20 protein-coding genes are annotated in these 21863 nt (G+C 56.2%); 12 read left to right on the forward strand and 8 right to left on the reverse strand.

Annotated features, from left to right (window positions below):
* Positions 1–82: 82 nt before the first annotated feature.
* The 3 genes from upp to BV390_RS19830 all read left to right on the forward strand — a co-directional run bounded on the left by upp (position 83) and on the right by BV390_RS19830 (position 2891).
* Positions 83–709 carry a uracil phosphoribosyltransferase gene (upp, locus tag BV390_RS19820; RefSeq protein ID WP_032686523.1) on the forward strand — a complete coding sequence of 209 codons (627 nt, stop codon included), beginning with the start codon at positions 83–85 and terminating at the stop codon, positions 707–709.
* A 96-nt stretch (positions 710–805) separates the two neighbouring features.
* On the forward strand, positions 806–2095 hold the full coding sequence (gene uraA, locus BV390_RS19825) for a uracil permease (protein WP_032686524.1): 1290 nt from the start codon (positions 806–808) through the stop codon (positions 2093–2095).
* Between the two features lie 94 nt (positions 2096–2189).
* A complete protein-coding gene (locus BV390_RS19830; RefSeq protein WP_071824600.1) occupies positions 2190–2891 on the forward strand; it encodes a DnaA inactivator Hda in 702 nt (233 codons plus the stop codon).
* 90 nt (positions 2892–2981) lie between these two features.
* Here the strand turns inward: BV390_RS19830 and arsC are convergent, their stop codons facing one another.
* Together arsC and bepA are read right to left on the reverse strand one after the other, a co-directional pair.
* Positions 2982–3341, reverse strand: coding sequence for an arsenate reductase (glutaredoxin) (gene arsC / locus BV390_RS19835; RefSeq protein WP_032699032.1), 360 nt, complete (start codon positions 3339–3341; stop codon positions 2982–2984).
* A gap of 9 nt (positions 3342–3350) precedes the next feature.
* Positions 3351–4814, reverse strand: coding sequence for a beta-barrel assembly-enhancing protease (bepA, locus tag BV390_RS19840; protein ID WP_032699033.1), 1464 nt, complete (start codon positions 4812–4814; stop codon positions 3351–3353).
* A 226-nt stretch (positions 4815–5040) separates the two neighbouring features.
* On the opposite strand from bepA, the gene BV390_RS19845 reads away from it, so the two are divergent.
* Positions 5041–6111: an AI-2E family transporter gene (locus BV390_RS19845; RefSeq protein WP_032686527.1), complete on the forward strand. Its 1071-nt coding sequence runs from the start codon at positions 5041–5043 to the stop codon at positions 6109–6111.
* 79 nt (positions 6112–6190) lie between these two features.
* Here the strand turns inward: BV390_RS19845 and bcp are convergent, their stop codons facing one another.
* Together bcp and BV390_RS19855 are read right to left on the reverse strand one after the other, a co-directional pair.
* The gene (gene bcp / locus BV390_RS19850; RefSeq protein WP_032686528.1) at positions 6191–6661 is read right to left on the reverse strand and encodes a thioredoxin-dependent thiol peroxidase; all 471 of its coding nucleotides are present in this window, start codon (positions 6659–6661) and stop codon (positions 6191–6193) included.
* A gap of 3 nt (positions 6662–6664) precedes the next feature.
* Entirely contained in the window at positions 6665–7234 is a 570-nt protein-coding gene (locus BV390_RS19855) for a glycine cleavage system transcriptional repressor (RefSeq protein ID WP_004866176.1), read from the reverse strand.
* A gap of 153 nt (positions 7235–7387) precedes the next feature.
* Here BV390_RS19855 and dapA point away from each other — a divergent pair, with 153 nt between their 5' ends.
* The 6 genes from dapA to ypfH all read left to right on the forward strand — a co-directional run bounded on the left by dapA (position 7388) and on the right by ypfH (position 13919).
* Complete coding sequence (dapA, locus tag BV390_RS19860; protein WP_032686529.1) at positions 7388–8266, forward strand: 4-hydroxy-tetrahydrodipicolinate synthase; 879 nt, start codon at positions 7388–7390, stop codon at positions 8264–8266.
* A 16-nt stretch (positions 8267–8282) separates the two neighbouring features.
* Positions 8283–9317, forward strand: a complete 1035-nt coding sequence (gene bamC / locus BV390_RS19865; protein ID WP_032686530.1) for an outer membrane protein assembly factor BamC — start codon at positions 8283–8285, stop codon at positions 9315–9317.
* 109 nt (positions 9318–9426) lie between these two features.
* Positions 9427–10140: a phosphoribosylaminoimidazolesuccinocarboxamide synthase gene (gene purC, locus BV390_RS19870; protein ID WP_004866167.1), complete on the forward strand. Its 714-nt coding sequence runs from the start codon at positions 9427–9429 to the stop codon at positions 10138–10140.
* Between the two features lie 121 nt (positions 10141–10261).
* Positions 10262–11131, forward strand: a complete 870-nt coding sequence (ypfJ, locus tag BV390_RS19875; RefSeq protein WP_032686532.1) for a KPN_02809 family neutral zinc metallopeptidase — start codon at positions 10262–10264, stop codon at positions 11129–11131.
* A 12-nt stretch (positions 11132–11143) separates the two neighbouring features.
* Entirely contained in the window at positions 11144–13144 is a 2001-nt protein-coding gene (locus BV390_RS19880; protein WP_085397248.1) for a tRNA(Met) cytidine acetyltransferase TmcA, read from the forward strand.
* 76 nt (positions 13145–13220) lie between these two features.
* A complete protein-coding gene (ypfH, locus tag BV390_RS19885) occupies positions 13221–13919 on the forward strand; it encodes an esterase (RefSeq protein WP_004866158.1) in 699 nt (232 codons plus the stop codon).
* Positions 13920–14020: 101 nt separating this feature from the next.
* Here the strand turns inward: ypfH and BV390_RS19890 are convergent, their stop codons facing one another.
* From BV390_RS19890 to BV390_RS19900, 3 genes are read right to left on the reverse strand one after another with little or no spacing between them, the layout of a single operon-like run.
* The gene (locus BV390_RS19890) at positions 14021–14221 is read right to left on the reverse strand and encodes a YpfN family protein (RefSeq protein ID WP_004866145.1); all 201 of its coding nucleotides are present in this window, start codon (positions 14219–14221) and stop codon (positions 14021–14023) included.
* Between the two features lie 29 nt (positions 14222–14250).
* A complete protein-coding gene (gene dapE / locus BV390_RS19895; RefSeq protein ID WP_032695538.1) occupies positions 14251–15378 on the reverse strand; it encodes a succinyl-diaminopimelate desuccinylase in 1128 nt (375 codons plus the stop codon).
* A 3-nt stretch (positions 15379–15381) separates the two neighbouring features.
* Positions 15382–15738 carry an ArsC family reductase gene (locus tag BV390_RS19900; RefSeq protein WP_032699035.1) on the reverse strand — a complete coding sequence of 119 codons (357 nt, stop codon included), beginning with the start codon at positions 15736–15738 and terminating at the stop codon, positions 15382–15384.
* A gap of 410 nt (positions 15739–16148) precedes the next feature.
* Here BV390_RS19900 and ypfM point away from each other — a divergent pair, with 410 nt between their 5' ends.
* Positions 16149–16208 (forward strand): protein YpfM, encoded by a 60-nt coding sequence (gene ypfM / locus BV390_RS30785; RefSeq protein WP_100181659.1) that lies wholly within the window; start codon positions 16149–16151, stop codon positions 16206–16208.
* A 137-nt stretch (positions 16209–16345) separates the two neighbouring features.
* Here ypfM and acrD read toward each other — a convergent pair whose 3' ends face one another.
* Complete coding sequence (acrD, locus tag BV390_RS19905) at positions 16346–19459, reverse strand: multidrug efflux RND transporter permease AcrD (protein ID WP_032686537.1); 3114 nt, start codon at positions 19457–19459, stop codon at positions 16346–16348.
* A gap of 380 nt (positions 19460–19839) precedes the next feature.
* On the opposite strand from acrD, the gene aegA reads away from it, so the two are divergent.
* Complete coding sequence (aegA, locus tag BV390_RS19910; RefSeq protein WP_032699036.1) at positions 19840–21822, forward strand: formate-dependent uric acid utilization protein AegA; 1983 nt, start codon at positions 19840–19842, stop codon at positions 21820–21822.
* Positions 21823–21863 lie beyond the last annotated feature (41 nt).

The raw sequence follows: 21863 nt of genomic DNA on the forward strand, positions 1-21863 counted from the left end.
ACATATCGGCTATGGCGCAAATGGAAAAAAGCGGTATAATCCCGCGATTTTTTTTGTGGCTGCCCCTCAGAGGAGAAAGAGAATGAAGATTGTGGAAGTGAAACACCCGCTCGTCAAACACAAGCTGGGCCTGATGCGTGAGCACGACATCAGCACCAAACGCTTCCGTGAACTTGCCTCAGAGGTAGGTAGCTTGCTGACTTATGAAGCCACTGCCGATCTGCAGACCGAGAAAGTCACCATCGAGGGCTGGAATGGTCCGGTAGAAATCGAGCAGATCAAAGGGAAGAAAATCACCGTTGTGCCAATTCTGCGCGCCGGTCTGGGGATGATGGAAGGGGTTCTGGAGCACGTACCGAGCGCGCGTATCAGCGTGGTGGGGATCTATCGTGACGAAGAGACGCTGGAGCCGGTTCCTTATTTCCAGAAGCTGGTGTCGAATATCGACGAACGCATGGCGCTGGTGGTTGACCCGATGCTGGCAACCGGTGGTTCGATGATCGCCACTATCGACCTGCTGAAAAAAGCGGGCTGCTCCAGCATTAAGGTGCTGGTTCTGGTGGCGGCGCCGGAAGGGATTGCCGCGCTGGAGAAAGCGCATCCGGATGTTGAGATGTATACCGCATCCATTGACCAGGGCCTCAACGAGCACGGATACATTATTCCGGGGCTCGGCGATGCCGGCGATAAGATTTTTGGTACCAAGTGATTGCATAGATAATAAGAAGCCGACTTTAAGAGTCGGCTTTTTTTTGAATAAAACAAACTCACAGCAACTAATAAACGACTCTTAGAGGAAAACGCTATGACGCGCCGCGCAATCGGGGTGAGTGAAAGACCGCCGCTTTTACAGACTATCCCACTGAGTTTGCAGCATCTGTTCGCTATGTTTGGCGCAACGGTTCTGGTGCCCGTTCTGTTTCATATCAACCCGGCTACCGTCCTGCTGTTTAACGGTATTGGGACATTGCTGTATCTTTTCATCTGTAAGGGAAAAATCCCGGCCTATCTCGGATCGAGCTTCGCGTTTATCTCCCCGGTTCTGCTGCTGTTGCCGCTGGGGTATGAAGTGGCGCTGGGTGGCTTCATTATGTGCGGCGCGCTGTTCTGCATCGTCTCCTTTATTGTCAAAAAAGCCGGCACCGGCTGGCTGGACGTGATGTTCCCGCCGGCGGCCATGGGGGCCATTGTCGCGGTTATCGGCCTCGAACTGGCGGGCGTCGCTGCCAATATGGCCGGCCTGCTGCCGGCTGACGGGCAGTCGCCGGATAGTAAAACCATCATTATTTCGATGGTGACGCTGGCGGTGACGGTTTTCGGTTCGGTGCTGTTTCGCGGTTTCATGGCCATTATCCCGATTCTCATCGGCGTACTGGTCGGCTACGCGCTCTCTTTCGTGATGGGCGTTGTCGACACTACGCCGATCGCCGAGGCGCACTGGTTCGCCCTGCCGACGTTCTACACGCCGCGTTTTGAATGGTTTGCTATCTTCACCATTCTGCCTGCTGCGCTGGTGGTGATTGCCGAGCACGTCGGCCACCTGGTGGTGACGGCGAATATCGTTAAAAAAGATCTGATCCGCGATCCCGGGCTGCATCGTTCGATGTTTGCGAACGGCCTGTCGACGATGATCTCCGGCTTCTTTGGGTCGACGCCCAACACCACTTACGGCGAGAACATCGGCGTGATGGCGATCACCCGCGTCTACAGTACCTGGGTTATCGGCGGGGCGGCAGTCTTCGCGATTCTGCTCTCCTGCGTGGGTAAACTGGCGGCGGCGATTCAGATTATCCCGCTGCCGGTAATGGGCGGCGTTTCTCTGCTGCTGTACGGGGTGATCGGCGCATCCGGTATCCGCGTGTTGATCGAGTCGAAAGTGGACTACAACAAGGCGCAGAATTTGATTCTGACCTCCGTGATTCTGATCATTGGCGTCAGCGGCGCGAAAGTGCACATTGGCGCGGCGGAGCTGAAAGGCATGGCGCTGGCGACAATTGTCGGCGTGGGTCTGAGTCTGATTTTCAAACTGATCAGCGTCCTGCGTCCGGAAGAGGTTGTGCTGGATGCGGCCGACAGTGAAGAAGTAAAACATTGATCCTGCAACCGGGCGGCGATCCCGCCCGGTTCTCTCGAGGCATACTTCGTGATAAACTCTTCGCGTTTTTCTGTAAGCCTATGATGAGGTCCATCTGAACGCACCGGCACAGCTCTCTCTGCCACTGTATCTTCCCGATGATGAAACTTTCGCGAGTTTTTGGCCGGGTGATAATCCTTCTCTTCTTGCTGCCTTACAGAATGTGTTGCGGCAGGAACATAGCGGGTACATCTATATCTGGTCACGCGAAGGGGCGGGGCGCAGTCACTTGTTACATGCCGCCTGTGCGGAGCTTTCCCAGCGCGGCGACGCGGTGGGCTATGTTCCACTGGATAAGCGTACGTGGTTTGTACCGGAAGTGCTCGACGGGATGGAGCAGCTTTCGCTGGTCTGCATTGACAATATCGAGTGCGTGGCCGGCGACGAGCCGTGGGAAATGGCCATTTTCAACCTCTATAACCGGATCCTCGAATCGGGTAAAACGCGTTTGTTGATTACCGGCGATTGTCCGCCGCGCCAGCTGAATCTCGGGTTGCCGGATCTGGCGTCGCGCCTCGACTGGGGGCAAATCTACAAGCTACAGCCGCTGTCGGATGAAGATAAGCTGCAGGCGCTACAGCTGCGCGCGCGTCTGCGGGGTTTTGAGATGCCGGAAGACGTCTGTCGTTTCTTGCTTAAACGGTTAGATCGTGAAATGCGCTCACTGTTTATGACGCTCGATCAGCTCGATCACGCTTCGATTACCGCGCAACGTAAGTTGACCATTCCTTTCGTGAAAGAGATCCTCAAGCTCTAGCCGGGCTGGATCTCGGCTATCTGCCAAATCCGCGTCCCTCGTCGTTCACTCGCTGCGCCATCACGGTAAAACCACGATGGCGCATCGGCATCAGTTGACGATTTCCAGAACCTGCTCCGGCGGTCGGCCGATCCGCGCCTGACCATGGCTGACGACAATCGGGCGCTCCATCAACTTCGGATTATCGACGATGGCCTGAATCAGCGCGTCCTCGCTAAGCTGCGGGTCAGCGAGCTCCAGGGATTTATACAGATCCTCTTTCTGGCGCATCAGTTCGCGGGCGCTGACCATGCCGAGCATTTTCAACAGCTGGCGCAGCGTGTCTGCATCCGGCGGCGTCTCCAGATAGAGCACGACTTCAGGATCGATACCGTTAGCCTTCAACAGGCTTAAGGTGTCGCGGCTCTTGGAGCAGCGGGGATTGTGATAGATTTTTACCGCGTCAGACATGTCGTCTCCTTACATTTTTTGATAGGGGCGGAATCGTTCCTGCAGCTGGCGCAGCTGGTCGATACGCGCATCGTAGCGCGCCTGCTGCAAACTGCCCAGTTTCACCTGCGAGCTGGCGCTGCTCAGCAGAGTAATCGCCTGATCGAGCTGGCCAACCAGCGCCATACCTTCTGCACGCGCCGCCAGCTCCTGGTCACGATGGCCGAGGCTTGCTTCAGCCTGCGCCAGCAGATCCCAGCCGTTGCTGTCATCTTTGTAGCTAAAGGTATAGCGGTTAAGGATTTGCGCCGCTTCCGCCGCTTGTCCGCCCTGTAAGTATGCGTTGGCAAGGTTCAGCTGCAGAACCGGGTTGGTACGAATTTCGCGAGCATTTTTCAGCCGGTTAATCGCATCGGCCGTTTTCTTCTGTCCGAGATCGATATCGGTCGCCAGGTCGAGATACCAGGCGTTCTGCGGATCGGCGCTCAGCAGAGGCTGCAGCGTTTTGCGCGCCAGATCGTAATTATTGCTTCCCATGGCCAGCAGCGCTCGCCCGTACTGGGAGGCGTGCTGTTCACGGATATTGCCTTTCGCCCACGCGTTCAGCAGATCGTCACCAAGCTTATTTTCCCCGGAGTTATACATTCCCAGGGTTCTGGCCTTGGCCAGGTAAAAATCGGCGGAAGACTGGACAACCACAGGACGCATCTGGTTTGCGCGGTTGCGGGCGTCAGACAGACGGCTTTCCGGCAGGGGGTGAGTCAGCAGCATTTCCGGCGGACGGGTAGAGTAACGCGACTGGTCGAGCAGTTTCCCCATAAAGGCCGGCATCGCCTGCGGATCAAAACCGGAGCGCTGCAGCACCTGAATCCCGATGCGGTCAGCTTCTTCTTCGTTTTGACGGGTAAAACTGATCATCCCCTGCTGGGTTCCCGCCAGCGTACCGGTGAGTGCCGCCATCCCGGCCTGCGGGCTGGCCATCGCCAGCAGAATCGAGCCCAGCGCACCGACCCAGGTCAGCGGGGCGTTGCGCTTTTGGTCTTCCATTGCCCGCGCGAGGTGGCGCTGGGTGACGTGTGAGATTTCGTGCGCCATGACCGACGCCAGTTCGCTTTCGGTATCTGAATAGCGGAACAGAGCGGAGTGCAGCACGACATTGCCGCCGAAGAAAGCAAAGGCGTTTATCTGGTCGTTATTAATCAGGTAAAAGTGGAAAGGGGTGCGAACAGAGTTAGCGTGTGAGACCAGACGCATACCTAATCCGTTAATATATTGCACCAGCAGAGGGTCGTTGATGAGCGGCGCGCTACCGCGTAGCTGGCGCACATAGTAGTCCCCCATCTGCATTTCCTGGCCAATAGAGAGCGTGCTTCCCGCAGAGGTTCCCATATCGGGCAGGGTATCTGCGGAGTCAGCAAAAGCAGGCAAAATCGAACCCAGCGTCAGCGACGCTATGACGGTTGCCACCAGCGTTTTCTTTAACTGCCTGAACATAACCTCTGTCCTGTAATGTGGGTGTGCCAGTTTGACCGATTGGGCGGCGTAATGTTCCATTTCCGCGCGTCATGCGAGTTTAGCTGGCGTTGAGGCTATTGAAAATATGATATTCACACCAGCGTGAATGTTTGTGGCTTTGCTAATAAAAGCGAAGTCTTTCAGGTGACATTTAGATACAATTCCCTCGGTTTTTTTGCCGCTACGCGCTTCAGGGAAGGGTTTTATGCTTGAGATGTTAATGCAGTGGTACCGTCGTCGGTTTAGCGATCCGGAAGCGATAGCGCTGCTGGTTATTTTGCTGGCCGGGTTCGGGATCATGTTCTTTTTCAGCGGCCTGCTGGCGCCATTGCTGGTCGCCATCGTGCTGGCTTATCTGCTGGAATGGCCAACCGTCAGGCTGGAGCGCGTAGGGCTTTCGCGAACCTGGGCAACCTCGTTCGTGCTGATTCTGTTCGTGGGCGTCTTGTTGCTGATGGCGTTTGTGGTGATGCCCGTTGCCTGGCAGCAGGGTATCTATCTGATTCGCGATATGCCTGGCATGCTCAATAAGCTGTCCGATTTTGCTGCCACGGTTCCGCGCCGTTACCCGGCGCTGATGGACGCCGGGATTATCGACGCCATGGCGGATAATATGCGCAACCGCGTGCTCACCGTCGGCGATTCGGTGGTCAAATACTCTCTGGCTTCGCTGGTCGGTTTACTGACTCTGGCGGTCTATCTGGTGCTGGTGCCGCTGATGGTGTTCTTTCTGTTAAAAGATAAAGAGCAGATGCTGAATGCCGTGCGCCGCGTGCTGCCGCGCAACCGCGGGCTGGCGGGGCAGGTATGGAAAGAGATGAACCAGCAGATTACCAACTATATCCGCGGTAAGGTGCTGGAGATGATTGTCGTCGGCGTGGCAACGTGGATTGGCTTTATCCTGTTTGATCTCAACTATTCGCTGCTGCTGGCGGTGCTGGTCGGCTTCTCGGTACTGATTCCCTACATCGGCGCCTTCGTGGTGACCATTCCGGTGGTCGGCGTGGCGCTGTTCCAGTTTGGCGCAGGCCCGGAGTTCTGGAGCCTGTTTGCGGTGTACCTGATTATTCAGGGGCTGGACGGTAACCTGCTGGTACCCGTGCTGTTTTCAGAAGCCGTCAACCTGCATCCGCTGGTGATTATCCTGTCGGTGGTTATCTTCGGTGGGCTGTGGGGATTCTGGGGCGTCTTCTTTGCGATTCCGCTGGCAACCCTGATCAAAGCGGTGGTGCATGCGTGGCCGGATGGCCTGGCGGTGGAAGACGAGAAGAAATAGTCCGCGCTGGAAAACGCAGGGAAGAAAACGGACGCCGGGTCAGTGAATTGCGACCCGGCGTCCTGCGTCAGGTAGAACGTTAGCCGTTTTCTTTCAACCAGTTCAGCACCACATCGTGGTGATTGCTGGTTTTAAAGTTATCAAACACGTGTTCGACTTTGCCGTTGCTATCGATCAGGAAGCTAATGCGGTGAATACCGTCGTAGGTTTTCCCCATAAACGATTTTTCGCCCCAGACGCCAAACTGCTCACACACCTGGTGATTTTCATCAGACAGCAGCGTGAAGTTCAGCAACTCTTTTTCGGCGAAACGGGAGAGTTTTTCCGGTTTATCAGTGCTGATACCCAGCACCTCAACGCCCGCTTTTTTTAAGTCATCCATATTATCGCGCAGGCCGCAGGCCTGAACTGTACAACCCGGGGTCATGGCTTTCGGGTAAAAATAAACCAGAACACGCTGTCCCTGGAAGTCGGTCAAATTTACTTCCTCGCCGTCCTGGTCCGGTAAGCTAAATTTCGGTGCAAGATCACCGGCTTTCAGTGGATTCATTACTCAAACTCCATCCTGTTCATCATGTTGTGAATAATTAACGATGTTAATACTGCCTTGTGCGTTCAGTTCTGTACATAGGGCTTTGAACGCTTGTTCGATATTTGATGCATTTTGTGTTGCAGGGCTGTGTGCGGTTATCTGAATAAACAACTGCGCTGAATCGTCATCACCGCTGACCTGGGTACGAGAAACCAGTTCGGCGATGTTCATATTCCACGCGTCAAACAGGGCAGTGAAACGCTCGATAATATGCGGCGAGTCCGGTACCTCAACCTGGACCCAGACGGTGTTTGGCATGGCCTGAGGAGGCCGCGCGGTCGTCCGCTTCATCACGATCAGCAAATCCAGCTCAGCACCTTTCAGCGGCAGGGTCGATTCGATAAGCGTAATCGCGTTCCATGAACCTGAAAGCAGCATGATAAACGTAAATTCGTCACCAAGCATGGCCAGCCGGCTGTCTTCGATATTACAGCCGCAGCTGCTGACGTGGCGGGTGATGGTGTTCACGATGCCGGGACGGTCAGCGCCCAAAGCGGTAATAACCAGATAGTGTTGTAATGAGGCGGTCAAACCTGTTCTTCCTTTAAAAAGGTGAGGTAACATTAGGAAAGCATAAAAAAAACCGGCATACAACATCCCTGATGGCATCGGGTCTCTTGCTTTTATTACGGCACCAAACGTAACATTGAGAATCTTGTCGCACTTCAGCTCTGAGGATGGCCCATGTTCACGGGAAGTATTGTAGCGCTTGTCACGCCGATGGATGAAAACGGTAATGTCTGCCGGTCAAGCCTGAAAAAACTGATTGATTACCATGTCGCCAGCGGAACCTCGGCGATCGTTTCGGTAGGGACTACCGGAGAATCCGCGACCCTCAGCCATGAAGAGCATGGCGATGTCGTGATGATGACGCTTGAACTTGCTGACGGGCGTATCCCGGTCATCGCAGGTACCGGTGCAAATGCAACCGCAGAGGCGATTAGCCTGACCAAACGTTTTAACAATAGCGGTGTTGTCGGTTGCCTGACGGTCACTCCTTATTACAATCGTCCGACCCAGGAAGGGCTGTTCCAACACTTTAAAGCCATCGCAGAACACACCGACCTGCCGCAAATTCTGTATAATGTGCCGTCCCGTACCGGTTGCGACATGCTGCCGGAAACCGTCGGTCGCCTGGCGGAAGTAAAAAATATTATTGGTATTAAGGAAGCGACGGGGAACTTAAGTCGTGTTCATCAGATCAAAGAGCTGGTTTCAGATGACTTTATTCTGTTGAGCGGCGATGATGCCACCGGAATGGACTTTATGCAGCTCGGCGGTCAGGGCGTGATTTCCGTAACGGCGAACGTTGCGGCTCGCGAAATGGCGGATATGTGCCGACTGGCTGCAGAAGGCCAGTTTGCGCAAGCTCGTGCAATTAACCAACGTCTGATGCCATTGCATACAAAATTATTTGTCGAACCCAACCCGATCCCCGTGAAATGGGCATGTAAGGCGTTGGGTCTTGTGGCAACCGATACGCTGCGCCTGCCGATGACGCCGATTACCGAACAGGGTACTCAGGCCGTTACCGCAGCGCTGAAGCATGCCGGTTTGCTGTAAAGTTTAGGGAGATTTGATGGCTTACTCAGTACAGAAGTCGCGCCTGACGAAGGTTGCGGGTGTTTCATTGGTCCTGCTTCTCGCGGCCTGTAGTTCCGACTCACGCTACAAACGTCAGGTGGGAGGCGATGAGGTCTATCTGCAAGCTACGCCGCTCAGTGAACTTCACGCACCTGCGGGTATGATTCTGCCGGTTCAGGTTGGTGATTATAATATTCCGGTTGCGACCAGCACAGGCGCAGTGGGCAAAGCTCTGGACATCCGCCCACCGGCTCAGCCTCTGGCACTGGTGAGCGGCGCTCGTACTCAGTTCAATGGTGATACCGCCACGCTGATGGTCGAGAACGGTCGTAGTGGTTCGCTGTGGGCGCAGGTAGCCAGCATCATACAGTCTAAGAACTATGTCATCACCAAACGTGACGATGCCAGCCAGACGCTGAATACCGACTGGGTTGAATGGAATCGCCTCGATGAAGACCAGCAGTATCGTGGTCGCTATCAAATCTCAGTGAAACCGCAGGGTTATCAGCAGGCGGTTATCGTGAAGCTGGTGAATCTGGAGCAGGCCGGGAAACCGGTATCCGATCCGGCTTCTCTGCAACGCTATAGCACCTCAATGCTGAACGTCATTTCCGAAGGTCTGGATATGAACGCCACCAATGCGCAGAATGCGGCGCAGAAAAATGCCGGCGCCACCTTCGATGTGCAGAGCGCTGCCGACGATACGGGGCTGCCAATGCTGGTTGTTCGCGCACCGTTCAACATGGTGTGGCAACGTCTGCCGGGCGCACTGGAAAAAGTGGGCATGAAGGTGACGGATAGCACCCGCTCGCAAGGCAGCATGGCGCTGACCTACAAGCCGCTGTCTGACAGCAGCTGGCAGGCGCTGGGCGCCAGCGATCCGCAGCTGGTTTCAGGTGACTACAAACTGCAGGTCGGTGACCTCGATAACCGCAGCAGTCTGCAGTTCATCGATCCGAAAGGCCATACGTTGACGCAGTCGCAGAATGACGCCCTGGTAGCCGTATTCCAGGCCGCATTCAGTAAGTAATAAACAGGGCTGGAGCAATCCAGCCCTTTTTCATGTATAGTGACGCAAACGTGTGCGTCGGCAGGAAAGCGCAATTTTTATCGTCTATATCTTCACTGGAGTGACAAAGATGCAAAAGCAAGCTGAGTTGTATCGTGGTAAAGCGAAAACCGTTTACAGCACGGAGAATCCGGATCTGCTGGTACTCGAATTCCGTAACGATACTTCAGCAGGGGATGGCGCGCGCATTGAGCAGTTCGATCGTAAAGGCATGGTGAACAACAAATTTAACCATTTCATTATGAGCAAACTGGAAGAAGCCGGTATCCCGACTCAGATGGAAGCGCTGCTCTCCGATACCGAATGTCTGGTGAAAAAACTGGAGATGGTTCCGGTGGAGTGCGTAGTCCGTAACCGCGCCGCCGGTTCTCTGGTTAAGCGTCTGGGTATTGAAGAAGGGATTGAACTCAATCCGCCGCTGTTTGATCTGTTCCTGAAAAATGATGCGATGCACGATCCGATGGTCAACGAGTCTTACTGCGAGACTTTTGGCTGGGTAAGCAAAAAGAACCTCGCGCGCATGCAGGAACTGACTTTTAAAGCCAACGACGTATTGAAAAAGCTGTTTGATGATGCCGGCCTGATCCTGGTCGATTTCAAGCTTGAGTTTGGTCTGTTCAAGGGCGAAGTGGTGCTGGGCGATGAGTTCTCGCCAGATGGCAGCCGTCTGTGGGATAAAAATACCCTCGACAAAATGGACAAAGACCGCTTCCGCCAGAGCCTCGGCGGCCTGATTGAGGCCTACGAAGAAGTGGCCCATCGCCTTGGCGTTAAGCTCGACTAATCCTCCCTTCGCCAGAAGGTCGCTCTACCTTCTGGCGCTCTTCTTGTTGTTTCCAGTGGTAATTCTACGCCGAACCGCCTACGATCTCTCATATTCGAGAATTTGATGGATTGAGGTGCCTATGCGCTGGCAAGGACGTCGCGAAAGCGACAATGTAGAAGATCGACGTAATGATTCCGGCTCGCCCCTGGGCGGCGGCGGTGGTTTCCGTCTTCCCAGCGGGAAGGGCGGTATCGTCCTGTTGATTATCGTGCTGGTTGCGGGCTATTACGGCGTGGATTTGACCGGCATGCTGACCGGAGAGCCCGTTTCACAGCAGCAAACCACCACCCAACGTTCTGTCAGCCCGCAGGAAGAGCAGGCCGCGAAGTTTACGAAGGTGATTCTTGCCGATACCGAAGATACCTGGGGCGCTATCTTCCAAAAGATGGGCCGTCAGTACCCGCAGCCGAAGCTGGTGCTCTATCGCGGCGCCACGCGGACCGGCTGCGGTACCGGCCAGTCCGTTATGGGACCGTTCTACTGCCCGGCTGATAGCACGGTCTACATCGATCTCTCGTTCTATGATGAGATGAAAAACAAGCTCGGCGCGGATGGCGATTTTGCGCAGGCCTACGTGATTGCTCACGAGGTCGGGCATCACGTGCAGAAGCTGCTGGGTATTGAATCCAAAGTGCGTCAGTTGCAGCAACACGCGTCGCAGGCTGAAGTTAATCGCCTGTCGGTGAAAATGGAGCTGCAGGCGGACTGCTTTGCCGGCGTCTGGGGGCACAGCATGCAGAATCAGGATGTGCTGGAGACCGGCGATCTGCAGGAAGCGTTGAATGCCGCAGAGGCTATCGGCGACGATCGCCTGCAGCAGCAAAGCCAGGGGCGCATTGTCCCGGACAGCTTTACCCACGGGACTTCGCAGCAGCGCTATACCTGGTTTAAGCGCGGTTTTGACAGTGGAGACCCGGCGCAGTGCAATACATTTGGTCATGCGCTCTGACCGCCGCTGTAAATGGATGAATTACTTAACCTGACGGCGCGGATGGCGCAGCAGGGCATTCGTCGTCTGCTGGTGCTCAGCGGCGACGACGCGTGGTGCCTGCAGCAGGCGCTGCTGCTGCGTAAACGGCTGGCCGGCGATGGTCTGTGGGTGGGGCCGCAGCCTATGGAAGAGCCCTGTATCTCGCCGCAAGCCCTCAAATCTCTCCTCGGACGTGAGTATCACCACGCCTTCTTTGATGCTCGCAGCGGCTTCGACGCGGCGGCTTTTGCCGCGCTGAGCGGGACGTTGAAAGCGGGAAGCTGGCTGATCCTGCTGACCCCCTCTTTTGCCTGTTGGCCATCGCAGCCCGATGCGGATTCTCTGCGCTGGAGCGACGCGTCGGAGCCTATTCCCACTCCCCATTTTGTCCACCGTTTTTGTCAGCGAGTCTGTGCGAATCCTGAGGCGATCGTCTGGCGTCAGAATGAACCGCTGATGTTACCGGAGGAGGTGCCACGACCGCACTGGTATCCAGCTGATGGCCATCCTCAGGCCGAACAGGCCGCTATTCTGGCCAGTCTGAGCACACTTCCTGCGGGCATTGCCGCGGTTACCGCCGAGCGCGGACGGGGAAAATCCGCGCTGGCGGGAATGTTGATACGTCAGCTGGCGGGCGATGCCATCGTTACCGCCCCAGCGCGCGGCGCGACCGAGGTGATGGCAACGTTCGCCGGTGACGGTTTTCGCTTTATGGCGCCGGATGCGTTGCTGGCTGGCGATATTCGAGCGTCATGGCTGATCGTTGATGAAGCGGCAGCCATTCCCGGGCCGCTGCTTCGCCAGCTGGTCACCCGTTTTCCACGCACCTTACTGACCACGACCGTGCAGGGTTATGAAGGGACCGGCCGCGGTTTTCTGCTCAAGTTTTGCGCCAGCTTTCCTCACCTGCGCCAGTTTAGTCTGCTTGATCCCATCCGCTGGGCCCCTGGCTGCCCGCTGGAAGCATTGGTCAGTGAATTACTCCTGTTTGGCGATGAAACCTTTACCCAATCTCCAGCAGGGGAGGTGACGTTTGAGGCGGTGAGTCAGGACAGCTGGCAGCAGCAGGACGGGCTTGCCGAGGCGATGTATCAGCTGCTCTCCGGCGCACATTACCGCACATCGCCGCTGGATTTGCGGCGGATGATGGATGCGCCGGGTCAGCATTTTACCTGCGCCCGCACGAGCAACGGCGTGGCCGCGGCGGTATGGCGGGTGGAGGAGGGGGGGCTTGATCCCGCCCTCAGCCGGGCGGTATGGGCCGGTTTTCGCCGCCCGCGCGGTAATCTGGTGGCGCAGTCGTTGGCTGCCCACGGCGGAAGCCCGCTGGCTGCTACGCTATTGGGGCAGCGAATCACCCGTATCGCCGTGCATCCGACCCGACAACGCGAGGGGCTTGGTCAGGCTCTGGCAGCCCGGGCGGTAGCGCAAAGCCACGGCCTCGATTATCTATCGGTCAGCTTTGGCTATACGCCAGAGCTAGGGCGCTTCTGGCAGCGCTGCGGTTTTACGCTGGTGCGTTTAGGTACCCATCGTGAGGCAAGCAGCGGGTGCTACACGGCGATGGCGCTTTATCCGTTAACCCCTGCGGGGCACGAACTGATTCTACGGGAGTCGCAGCGTCTGGCGCGCGATGAGTTCTGGCTGTGGGAGTGGCGGGAAGCGTTATTCCCGCGGCCGATGGCGCCAGCAGCTATGCTTACGGATGACGACTGGCTGGATGTGGCGGGGTTCGCGTTTGCCCATCGCCCGCTGCTGGCGGTGGTTGGCAGCCTGAACCGCCTGCTGCTTCACTGCGGGCTGCCGCTTCCGGCGCTTCGCGCCCGTCTGCAACGCCAGGATGAAGCGGAGATTTGCGCCGGGCTGCGTCTGTCCGGACGCAAAGCGCTGCTGGCCAGGCTGCGCGAAGAAGCGGGACTGGCGCTGCTGAACCTCGACGCATCGCGGGCGGAGAGACTGCGTCAGCAGGTTGGGGAACTGCAATTTTTTTAACTAACTCATTCAGTTAAATGTCATGGTCATATTCCGCGTGCGGCGTAAACTGCCCACGTAAACTAAGGAGACAGCCATGAAACACGACCATTTTATTGTGCAAAGCCCTGCGACACCTGCCCAACAGCTGCTGTTGCTGTTTCATGGCGTCGGCGATAACCCGGTTGCAATGGGGCAAATCGGTAGCCTGTTTGCGCCGCAGTTTCCGGATGCGCTGATCGTCAGCATCGGTGGCGCGGAACCTTGCGGTCCACCGCCGGGTCGCCAGTGGTTCTCGGTTCAGGGGGTGACGGAGGAAAATCGCCAGTCGCGTATTGATGCCATTATGCCGACCTTTATTGAGACCGTTCGCTACTGGCAGAAACAGAGCGGCGTCGGTCCGCGGGCGACGGCACTGATTGGTTTCTCGCAGGGGGCGATAATGTCTCTGGAGAGCATCAAAGCCGAGCCTGGGCTGGCATCACGGGTTATCGCCTTTAACGGACGGTATGCGACGCTTCCGCAGTCGGCAACCACCGCGACAACCATCCATCTGATTCACGGCGGCGAGGATCGCGTTATCGATCTGGCGTGGGCGGTTTCGGCCCAGGAGGCGCTTCAGCAGGCGGGTGGCGACGTGACGCTGGATATTGTCGAGGATCTGGGGCACGCGATTGACGATCGCAGTATGCAGTTTGCCCTTGAGCGCCTGCGCTATACCGTGCCGAAACACTATTTTGACGAAGCGTTGAGCGGCAGTACGCCAAAAGACGACGATATTATCGAATTGCTCTAAGCGAACTGATTTCGTGAACGTACTCCCCGGATAAGGCGTATCACGCCGCTATCCGGGGCATTCCCGGCCGTGTGGGATTGACCGGGGGCAGGGCCGAAATCTTACTTCTTCGGCTGGTCGTGCTTCGGCCAGTCGTCGTCATCGTCCCATTTATCGTTACAATCACGATGGGGCGGCAGTTCTGGCTTATTGGCGAGAAACTTTTTGTGGTCAACGCGATTAAGATCCTTAATGACGTTAATCATGACGCCCACCAAAAATACCAGCACCAGAATCCACCAGTGGTTGATTAGCCATTCCATGTGCGCTTCCTCTTTTCAGGTCGAGGTCGTCAGGCGACCAGTTGTTCCATGATGCGTTGATACATCCGCGCCAGCAGCTGCAGGTCGGCGGCGTTAACACACTCATTGATTTTGTGAATTGTCGCATTCACCGGTCCCAGCTCAACCACCTGCGCACCCATGCGAGCGATAAAGCGACCGTCAGAGGTACCGCCGTTGGTCAGCAGCTGGGGTTTGATCTCATTATAGTGCTCAATGGCGTTCACCACCGCTTCGACCAGTTTGCCACGGCTGGTGAGGAACGGCTGGCCAGACAGCCACCAGTCCAGGGTATAGCGCAGCTGATATTTATCCAGCAGCTCGACGACGCGGGCTTTAATCATCTCGTCGGTCAGTTCAGTGCTAAAGCGGAAGTTGAACTGAACATACATGTCGCCGGGGATCACGTTATTGCTCCCGGTACCCGCCTGTACGTTGGCTATCTGCATGCTGGTGGGGGGGAAGAATTCATTGCCTTTATCCCACTCGATTCCTACCAGCTCCGTCAGCATAGGGGCCGCGCGGTGCACCGGGTTATCGGCGAGATGCGGGTAAGCGACATGCCCCTGCACGCCGTGAATGGTCAGGTTACAGGTGAGTGAGCCACGACGACCGTTTTTGACCACGTCACCGACGACTTCGGTGCTTGACGGTTCGCCGACCAGGCAGTAGTCCAGGCGTTCGTTGCGGGCCATCAGCGCTTCGACCACTTTCACCGTTCCGTTATGCGCGCTGGCCTCTTCATCAGAGGTGATCAAAAAGGCCAGACGACCTTTATGATTCGGGTACTGGGCGACAAAGCGCTCGGCGGCAACCACCATCGCGGCCAGCGAGCCTTTCATATCTGCCGCGCCACGGCCAAACAGCATGCCGTCGCGGATGGTGGGTTCGAAGGGCGGGTTAATCCAACGGTCAGCATCGCCGGCCGGAACCACGTCGGTATGGCCGGCAAAGGCCAGCGTTTCACCGCGCCCGCGCCAGGCCCAGAAATTTTGCGTATCGCCGAAATCCATCGGTTCCACGGTAAAGCCAATCGCACGCAGGCGTTCAATCATTAACGCCTGACATCCCGCATCATCGGGGCTGAGGGAAGGGCGGCGAATAAGCTGCTGAGCCAGCTCAATGACCGGGCAAGACATAGACTATACCTCGTTAACAAGCTTCTTATAAGTGAGTTCACTGAAACCCAGCAGCATAGGCTGCCCGGGCGCGCAGAGCAATGGGCGTTTGATAATTGCCGGCATTTCCAGCATCAGCGCGGCGGCGGCATCGGCGTTATTGATACCGGCACGCACGGTTTCATCCAGTTTCCGCCAGGTTGTACCGCGCGTGTTGAGTAATGCTTCCCAGCCCAGTTCGGCGATAAAAGTGTTTAACAACTCGCGATCCAGGCCATCGGCACGATAATCATGGAACTGATATGCAATTTGATGCGCTTCCAGCCAGCGGCGGGCCTTTTTAATGGTGTCGCAGTTTTTGATTCCGTACATAGTCAGCATAAATGAAACCTTTTCTTTTACGTTGGTTTAAGTGATTAACTCAGAAATTTCCGAATACAGCAGGCTGTATAAAATAATACGTGAATCGCGTGAATAAATATCCTTTTTTACCCTCTATATATGCACTGGGCGAATATTAACCAGTCCGCTAACGATAACCCGGAAATCGCCTGCAGGCAGGGGATATAAAGAGCAGGATATCGGTAGTGTAAATTATCTGAAAACAGGCGTAATGTTGCTAAATGTTGCTATGCATCACATTAAATTTCCACTCCCGGGCCCATAGTAGCAGTAAATCAGAGAGATGATGGCGTAGAAGGGGTTACCAGCAATCGCAGTGATAACCTTAATGCACTTCCTTTCCCAAACCGATTTGCATAAAATTACCCATAATAATAAGAGAGGCTATTATGATTGAACATGAACTAGGGAACTGGAAAGATTTTATTGAAGGTATGCTGCGTAAATAAAATCCTCAATGTGAGCAGGGTAATCGTACGGCTAAAATAATAGCCCGGCGGTGGTAAGCAGATAAAAAAGGCGACTATGACAGTCGCCTTTTTGTTATTTCCCGGGGAAGAAACGGGACGCTCAGGAACCTGCCGGCTTATTGCGGGCGCTCTTTTTGCGGAAAGCGTCGACGTACCAGTACGAAGAATAGCGGAACGAAGAAGATAGCCAGGACCGTGGCGGAAATCATTCCGCCCATCACCCCGGTGCCCACGGCATGCTGGCTACCGGAACCGGCGCCGGTGCTGGTCGCCATCGGCAGGACCCCAAAAATAAAGGCCAGCGAAGTCATCAGGATCGGACGCAGACGCTGGCGACAGGCCGACAGCGTGGCGGCGAGTAAATCTTCCCCTTTCTCGTTGAGCTCATTAGCAAACTCGACGATCAGAATGGCGTTTTTCGCCGACAGGCCGATAACCGTCAGCAGGCCAACCTGGAAGTACACGTCGTTTTCAAGACCGCGCATCCAGGTGGCCATCAGCGCACCGATAACCCCCAGCGGCACCACCAGCATGACCGAGAACGGGATAGACCAGCTCTCATACAGCGCAGCCAGACACAAGAACACCACCAGCAGCGAAATGGCGTACAGCGCCGGCGCCTGCGCGCCGGACAGTCGTTCCTGATAGGACATGGCCGTCCAGTCGAGCCCAAAGCCGTTTGGCAGCTGTCTGGTCAGATCTTCCATGATAGCCATCGCGGTACCGGTACTGATGCCCGGAGCCGCTTCACCGATGATTTCCACCGCCGAGTAGCCGTTATAGCGCTCCAGGCGCGGGGAGCCGGTTTGCCAGCGCGAGGTGGCAAACGCCGAGAAGGGCACCATCGTGCCGCTGCTGTTGCGCACATACCACAGATTAATATCGTCAGGCAGCATGCGGTAAGGGGCGGCGGACTGGACGTAGACTTTCTTCACGCGGCCGCGATCCATAAAATCGTTCACGTAGCTTGAGCCCCAGGCGGTTTGCAACGTGTTGTTGATATCGTCAATAGACACGCCCAGCGCCTGGGCTTTCCGCTGATCGATATCAATCTGCAGCTGCGGGCTATCGTCAAGGCCGTTATGGCGAACCCGGGTCAACCGGTCGTCTTTCGCCGCCAGATCGAGCAGCGTGTCGCGGGCTGCCATGAGCGCCGCGTGCCCGTTGCCGGCGTGGTCTTCGAGCTCCATATCAAAACCGGCGGAACTGCCCAGTCCGCTGATTGCCGGTGGGTTAGTGGCGAAGACGCGCGCCTCGTTAATGCTGTTAAAGGCTTTTGTCGCGCGTTCAATGATCGCAAACGAGGTACCGGTTTTCGCATCCCGTTCATCCCAGTCTTTCAGGCGGATAAACATGCGCGCGACGTTCTGACCATTGCCTCCCGGGCCAGAGCCCACGGTGGCGAAAATCGAAGCAACGTTGGCCTGTTCATGGCTAAAGAAATAGTCCTCAACTTTTTGCACGACTTTTAAGGTCTGCTGTTGCGTTGCGCCGCTCGGCAGCTGCACCGAGGTCAGGAACATGCCGCGGTCTTCCTGAGGCAGGAACGAAGTCGGGAGGCGTAAGAACATAAAGACCATCCCCCCCAACAGCAGCGCGTAGATAGCTATCCAGCGCAGCGAACGGTGAAGAATTTTGCCTACGGCGGTTTCATAACGGCTGGCGTTACGGTTGAACATACGGTTAAACCAGCCAAAGAAGCCTTTTTTACCGTGTTCTTCGCCTTTCTTCATGGGTTTCAGCAAGGTAGCGCACAGGGCCGGGGTGAGGATCATGGCCACGAGTACCGACAGCACCATCGCCGAGACGATGGTAATAGAAAACTGACGATAAATGGCGCCGGTTGTGCCGCCGAAGAAGGCCATCGGGATAAAGACCGCCGACAGTACCATCGCGATCCCGACCAGCGCCCCCTGAATCTGGCCCATGGATTTTCGTGTCGCTTCACGCGGCGAAAGCCCCTCTTCGCTCATGATGCGCTCAACGTTCTCGACAACCACGATAGCATCATCCACCAGCAGACCTATCGCCAGCACCATCGCGAACATCGTCAGGGTGTTGATACTGTAGCCGCAGGCAAACAGGATGGCGAAGGTCCCCATCAGAACCACCGGTACGGCAATGGTTGGGATGAGCGTTGCGCGGATGTTTTGCAGGAACAGGTACATCACCAGGAACACCAGCACGATAGCTTCCAGCAACGTTTTTACCACGTCATGGATAGAGGCCTTCACGAAGGAGGTGGTTTCGTAGGCAATTTTATATTCAAGGCCGTGAGGGAAATACTGCGACAGCTCATCCAGACGATTGAGCACCAGCTCCGCGGTCTGCATTTCGTTTGCCCCCGAGGCCAGCTGCACGCCAAGGCCGGAGGCCGGGTTGCGGTTGTAGCGGCTGAGGTAATCGTAGCTTTCCGCGCCCAGTTCGACTTTCGCCACATCGCCGAGCGTCACCAGCGAACCGTCCGGATTCACGCGCAGCGTAATATCGCGGAACTGCTGCGGCGTTTGCAGAAGCGACTGGGCGTTAATGGTGGCGTTGAGCGACTGATTATCGACCGACGGCGTTCCGCCAAGCTGGCCGACCGCAATCTGCGCGTTCTGTGATTCGATGGCGTCGGTAACATCTTTCGCCGTCATCTGCACGCTGGTGAGTTTGGCCGGATCAAGCCAGATGCGCATTGAGTATTGCGAGCCGTAGGCCGTAATATCGCCAACGCCATTCACGCGGCTGAGCGGTTCCTGAATGTTACTGGCCACGTAGTCGGCGATATCCTGCTTATCCATGCTGCCGTCAGTTGAGACGAATGCGATGGTCAGAATGTTGGTATCACCGGTTTTACGTACCGTCACCCCCTGATTTTGCACATCCTGAGGCAGTTTTTTCATTGCCGATTGCAGCTGGTTTTGTACCTGCTGCATGGCTTCGTTGGGATTCGTGCCGGCGGTAAAGGTCAGCGTAATCGTCGCCTGGCCCGAAGAGCTGCTCTGGGAAGACATATACATCAGGTTATCGAGGCCGGTCATATTCTGTTCGATAACCTGAGTGACGGTATTTTCCAGCGTTTGTGCGGAGGCGCCGGGATAATTGGCGGTAATGCGCACGTTAGGCGGCGCAAGATCGGGATATTGCTCAACGGGAAGTGACAAGATTGCGAGCGTTCCGGTCAGGCATAGCAGGATCGCCAGAACCCACGCGAAAATGGGGCGATCGATAAAAAAATTCGCCATCAGAATTGAGACCTCATTGTGTACATTTTTGTTACCGCACCGTCTGTGACACTTTATAGGCAACGCCACGGGCAAACGTGGAGAAATTAAGGAGATAGTGTAATTTATCGTGTGGCTTTAGCGGACACCGTAAAGAACTCTCCGACTCTCTTTGCGAAAACCGCCGCTTACCCCGGAGCCTGTTTGCCATCGTTAGACAGTTTTCTGCTTGCTACGTTAAATAAAACGCAATTTCATTTAAGTCAAAGAATTTGATCCAAAACGGGTTATCTCCAGAAAAAAACTATTTCGGGCAAATGAACATTGTTTCAGCCCCGTTTTGTCGGGTAATAAATAGTCATGCGAATCGAGGGGTTATTTAGCAAAGACCGAAGGATACCATGAACCACTTTATTATCAGCGATAGTCGCAAATGTATAGGCTGTAAAGCCTGCGAAGTGGCCTGCGTGATGGCACACAACGACGAGCAGCACGTCCTGACCCCACAGCGCTTCTTACCGCGCATTACCGTGATGAAGCACGAGCAAAAACGTAACGCAATAACATGTCGCCATTGTGAAAGCGCCCCCTGCGCCCGCAGCTGCCCGAATGATGCCATTCGTCAGATAAACGACAGCGTGCAGGTTGACGAGGAGAAGTGCATCGGCTGTAAATCCTGCATGGTGGCCTGTCCGTTTGGCGTCATGGAGATCGTGCTGTTACCGGCGGCGGCGGGGAAAGTGAAAGCCACCGCACATAAATGCGATCTGTGCAGCGGCCGTGAAGGCGGACCTTCCTGCGTGCAAAACTGCCCGGCGCAGGCGCTGCAGCTGGCGACGGAAGCGACTCTTTCCGCGATGGCCAAACAGCGACGCCTGCGTACGGCGCGGATGGATGCGCGGCCGTGGCATGCGCAACCAGGCGATATGGCATTACCGAGCGCTGGCGCAAAAGTCAGCCAGATGGCGGCAACGCCTCTGCGTAGCGAGGCCGATAAACGGGCCGCGGCGATCCGCAAGAAGGATTTTGCCGAGATCGTTCTGCCCTTTAACGCCGGGCAGGCGCAGCAGGCCTCGGAGCGCTGCCTGCAGTGCGGCGAACACAGTATCTGTGAATGGACCTGCCCGCTACATAACCATATACCCCAGTGGATTGAACGGCTGCAAGCGGGGGATATCGACGCCGCCGTGGCGCTGTCCCATCAAACCAACTGCCTGCCGGAGATAACCGGCCGTGTTTGCCCGCAGGATCGCCTGTGTGAAGGGGCCTGTACGCTGCGCGATGAACATGGCGCGGTGACAATTGGCAACATCGAGCGCTATATCTCCGATCGGGCGCTGGCACAGGGTTGGCGACCGGACCTCTCCAGGGTTGTCGACAGCGGGAAAAAAGTGGCCATTATCGGCGCCGGGCCGGCGGGACTGGCCTGTGCTGACCGGCTGATCCGCAACGGCGTGCAGCCGGTGGTCTTTGACCGTCATCCGGAAATTGGCGGGTTGCTGACTTTTGGCATTCCGGCCTTCAAGCTGGAAAAGTCACTGCTGGCCCGGCGACGAGAGATTTTTACTGAGATGGGTATCCGCTTTGAACTGGAGTGTGAAGTGGGCAAGGACGTGGCGTTAACCACCTTGCTGGCAGAGTACGATGCGCTATTTATTGGCGCCGGAACCTATCGTTCCATGAAAGCGGGACTGCCGAATGAAGATGCCCCGGGGGTCTATGATGCGCTGCCGTTCCTGATTGCCAATACTAAGCAAGTCATGGGGTTGAGTGAGCAACCCGAAGAGCCTTACGTCAATACCCACGGGCTGAATGTCGTGGTGCTGGGGGGCGGCGACACGGCGATGGACTGCGTGCGCACCGCGCTGCGTCACGGGGCGAAAAAGGTGACCTGCGCCTATCGTCGCGATGAGGCCAATATGCCGGGGTCGAAAAAAGAGGTGAAAAACGCTCGTGAAGAAGGGGCGGCGTTCGAATTTAACGTTCAGCCGGTGACGCTGGAACTGGATAGCGACGGCCGGGTTAACGGCGTACGTTTTCTGCGCACACAGCTGGGCGAACCGGATAAGCAGGGGCGTCGCAGCCCATCGCCGCTGCCGGGCAGCGAGTTCGTGATGCCGGCCGATGCGGTGATTATGGCCTTTGGTTTTCATCCCCACGGGATGCCGTGGCTGGAGTCCGTCGGCGTACAGCTCGATGACCGGGGGCGGATTAAGGCCAGTGTCGAGAGCCGCTACCGCTATCAGACCACGCACGACAAAATTTTTGCCGGCGGAGATGCCGTCCGCGGCGCCGATCTGGTGGTGACGGCGATGGCCGAAGGCCGCCATGCGGCGCAGGGGATCATGGATTATCTCGGCGTAAAATCGGCCCTGCTTCACTAACGACAAACCCGACTCCGCAGCGTAGTATGACAGCGTCATTC

Origin of the sequence: Klebsiella sp. YJ (assembly GCF_002108615.1) — a bacterium.
GTDB classification, from domain to species: Bacteria; Pseudomonadota; Gammaproteobacteria; order Enterobacterales; family Enterobacteriaceae; genus Klebsiella; species Klebsiella planticola.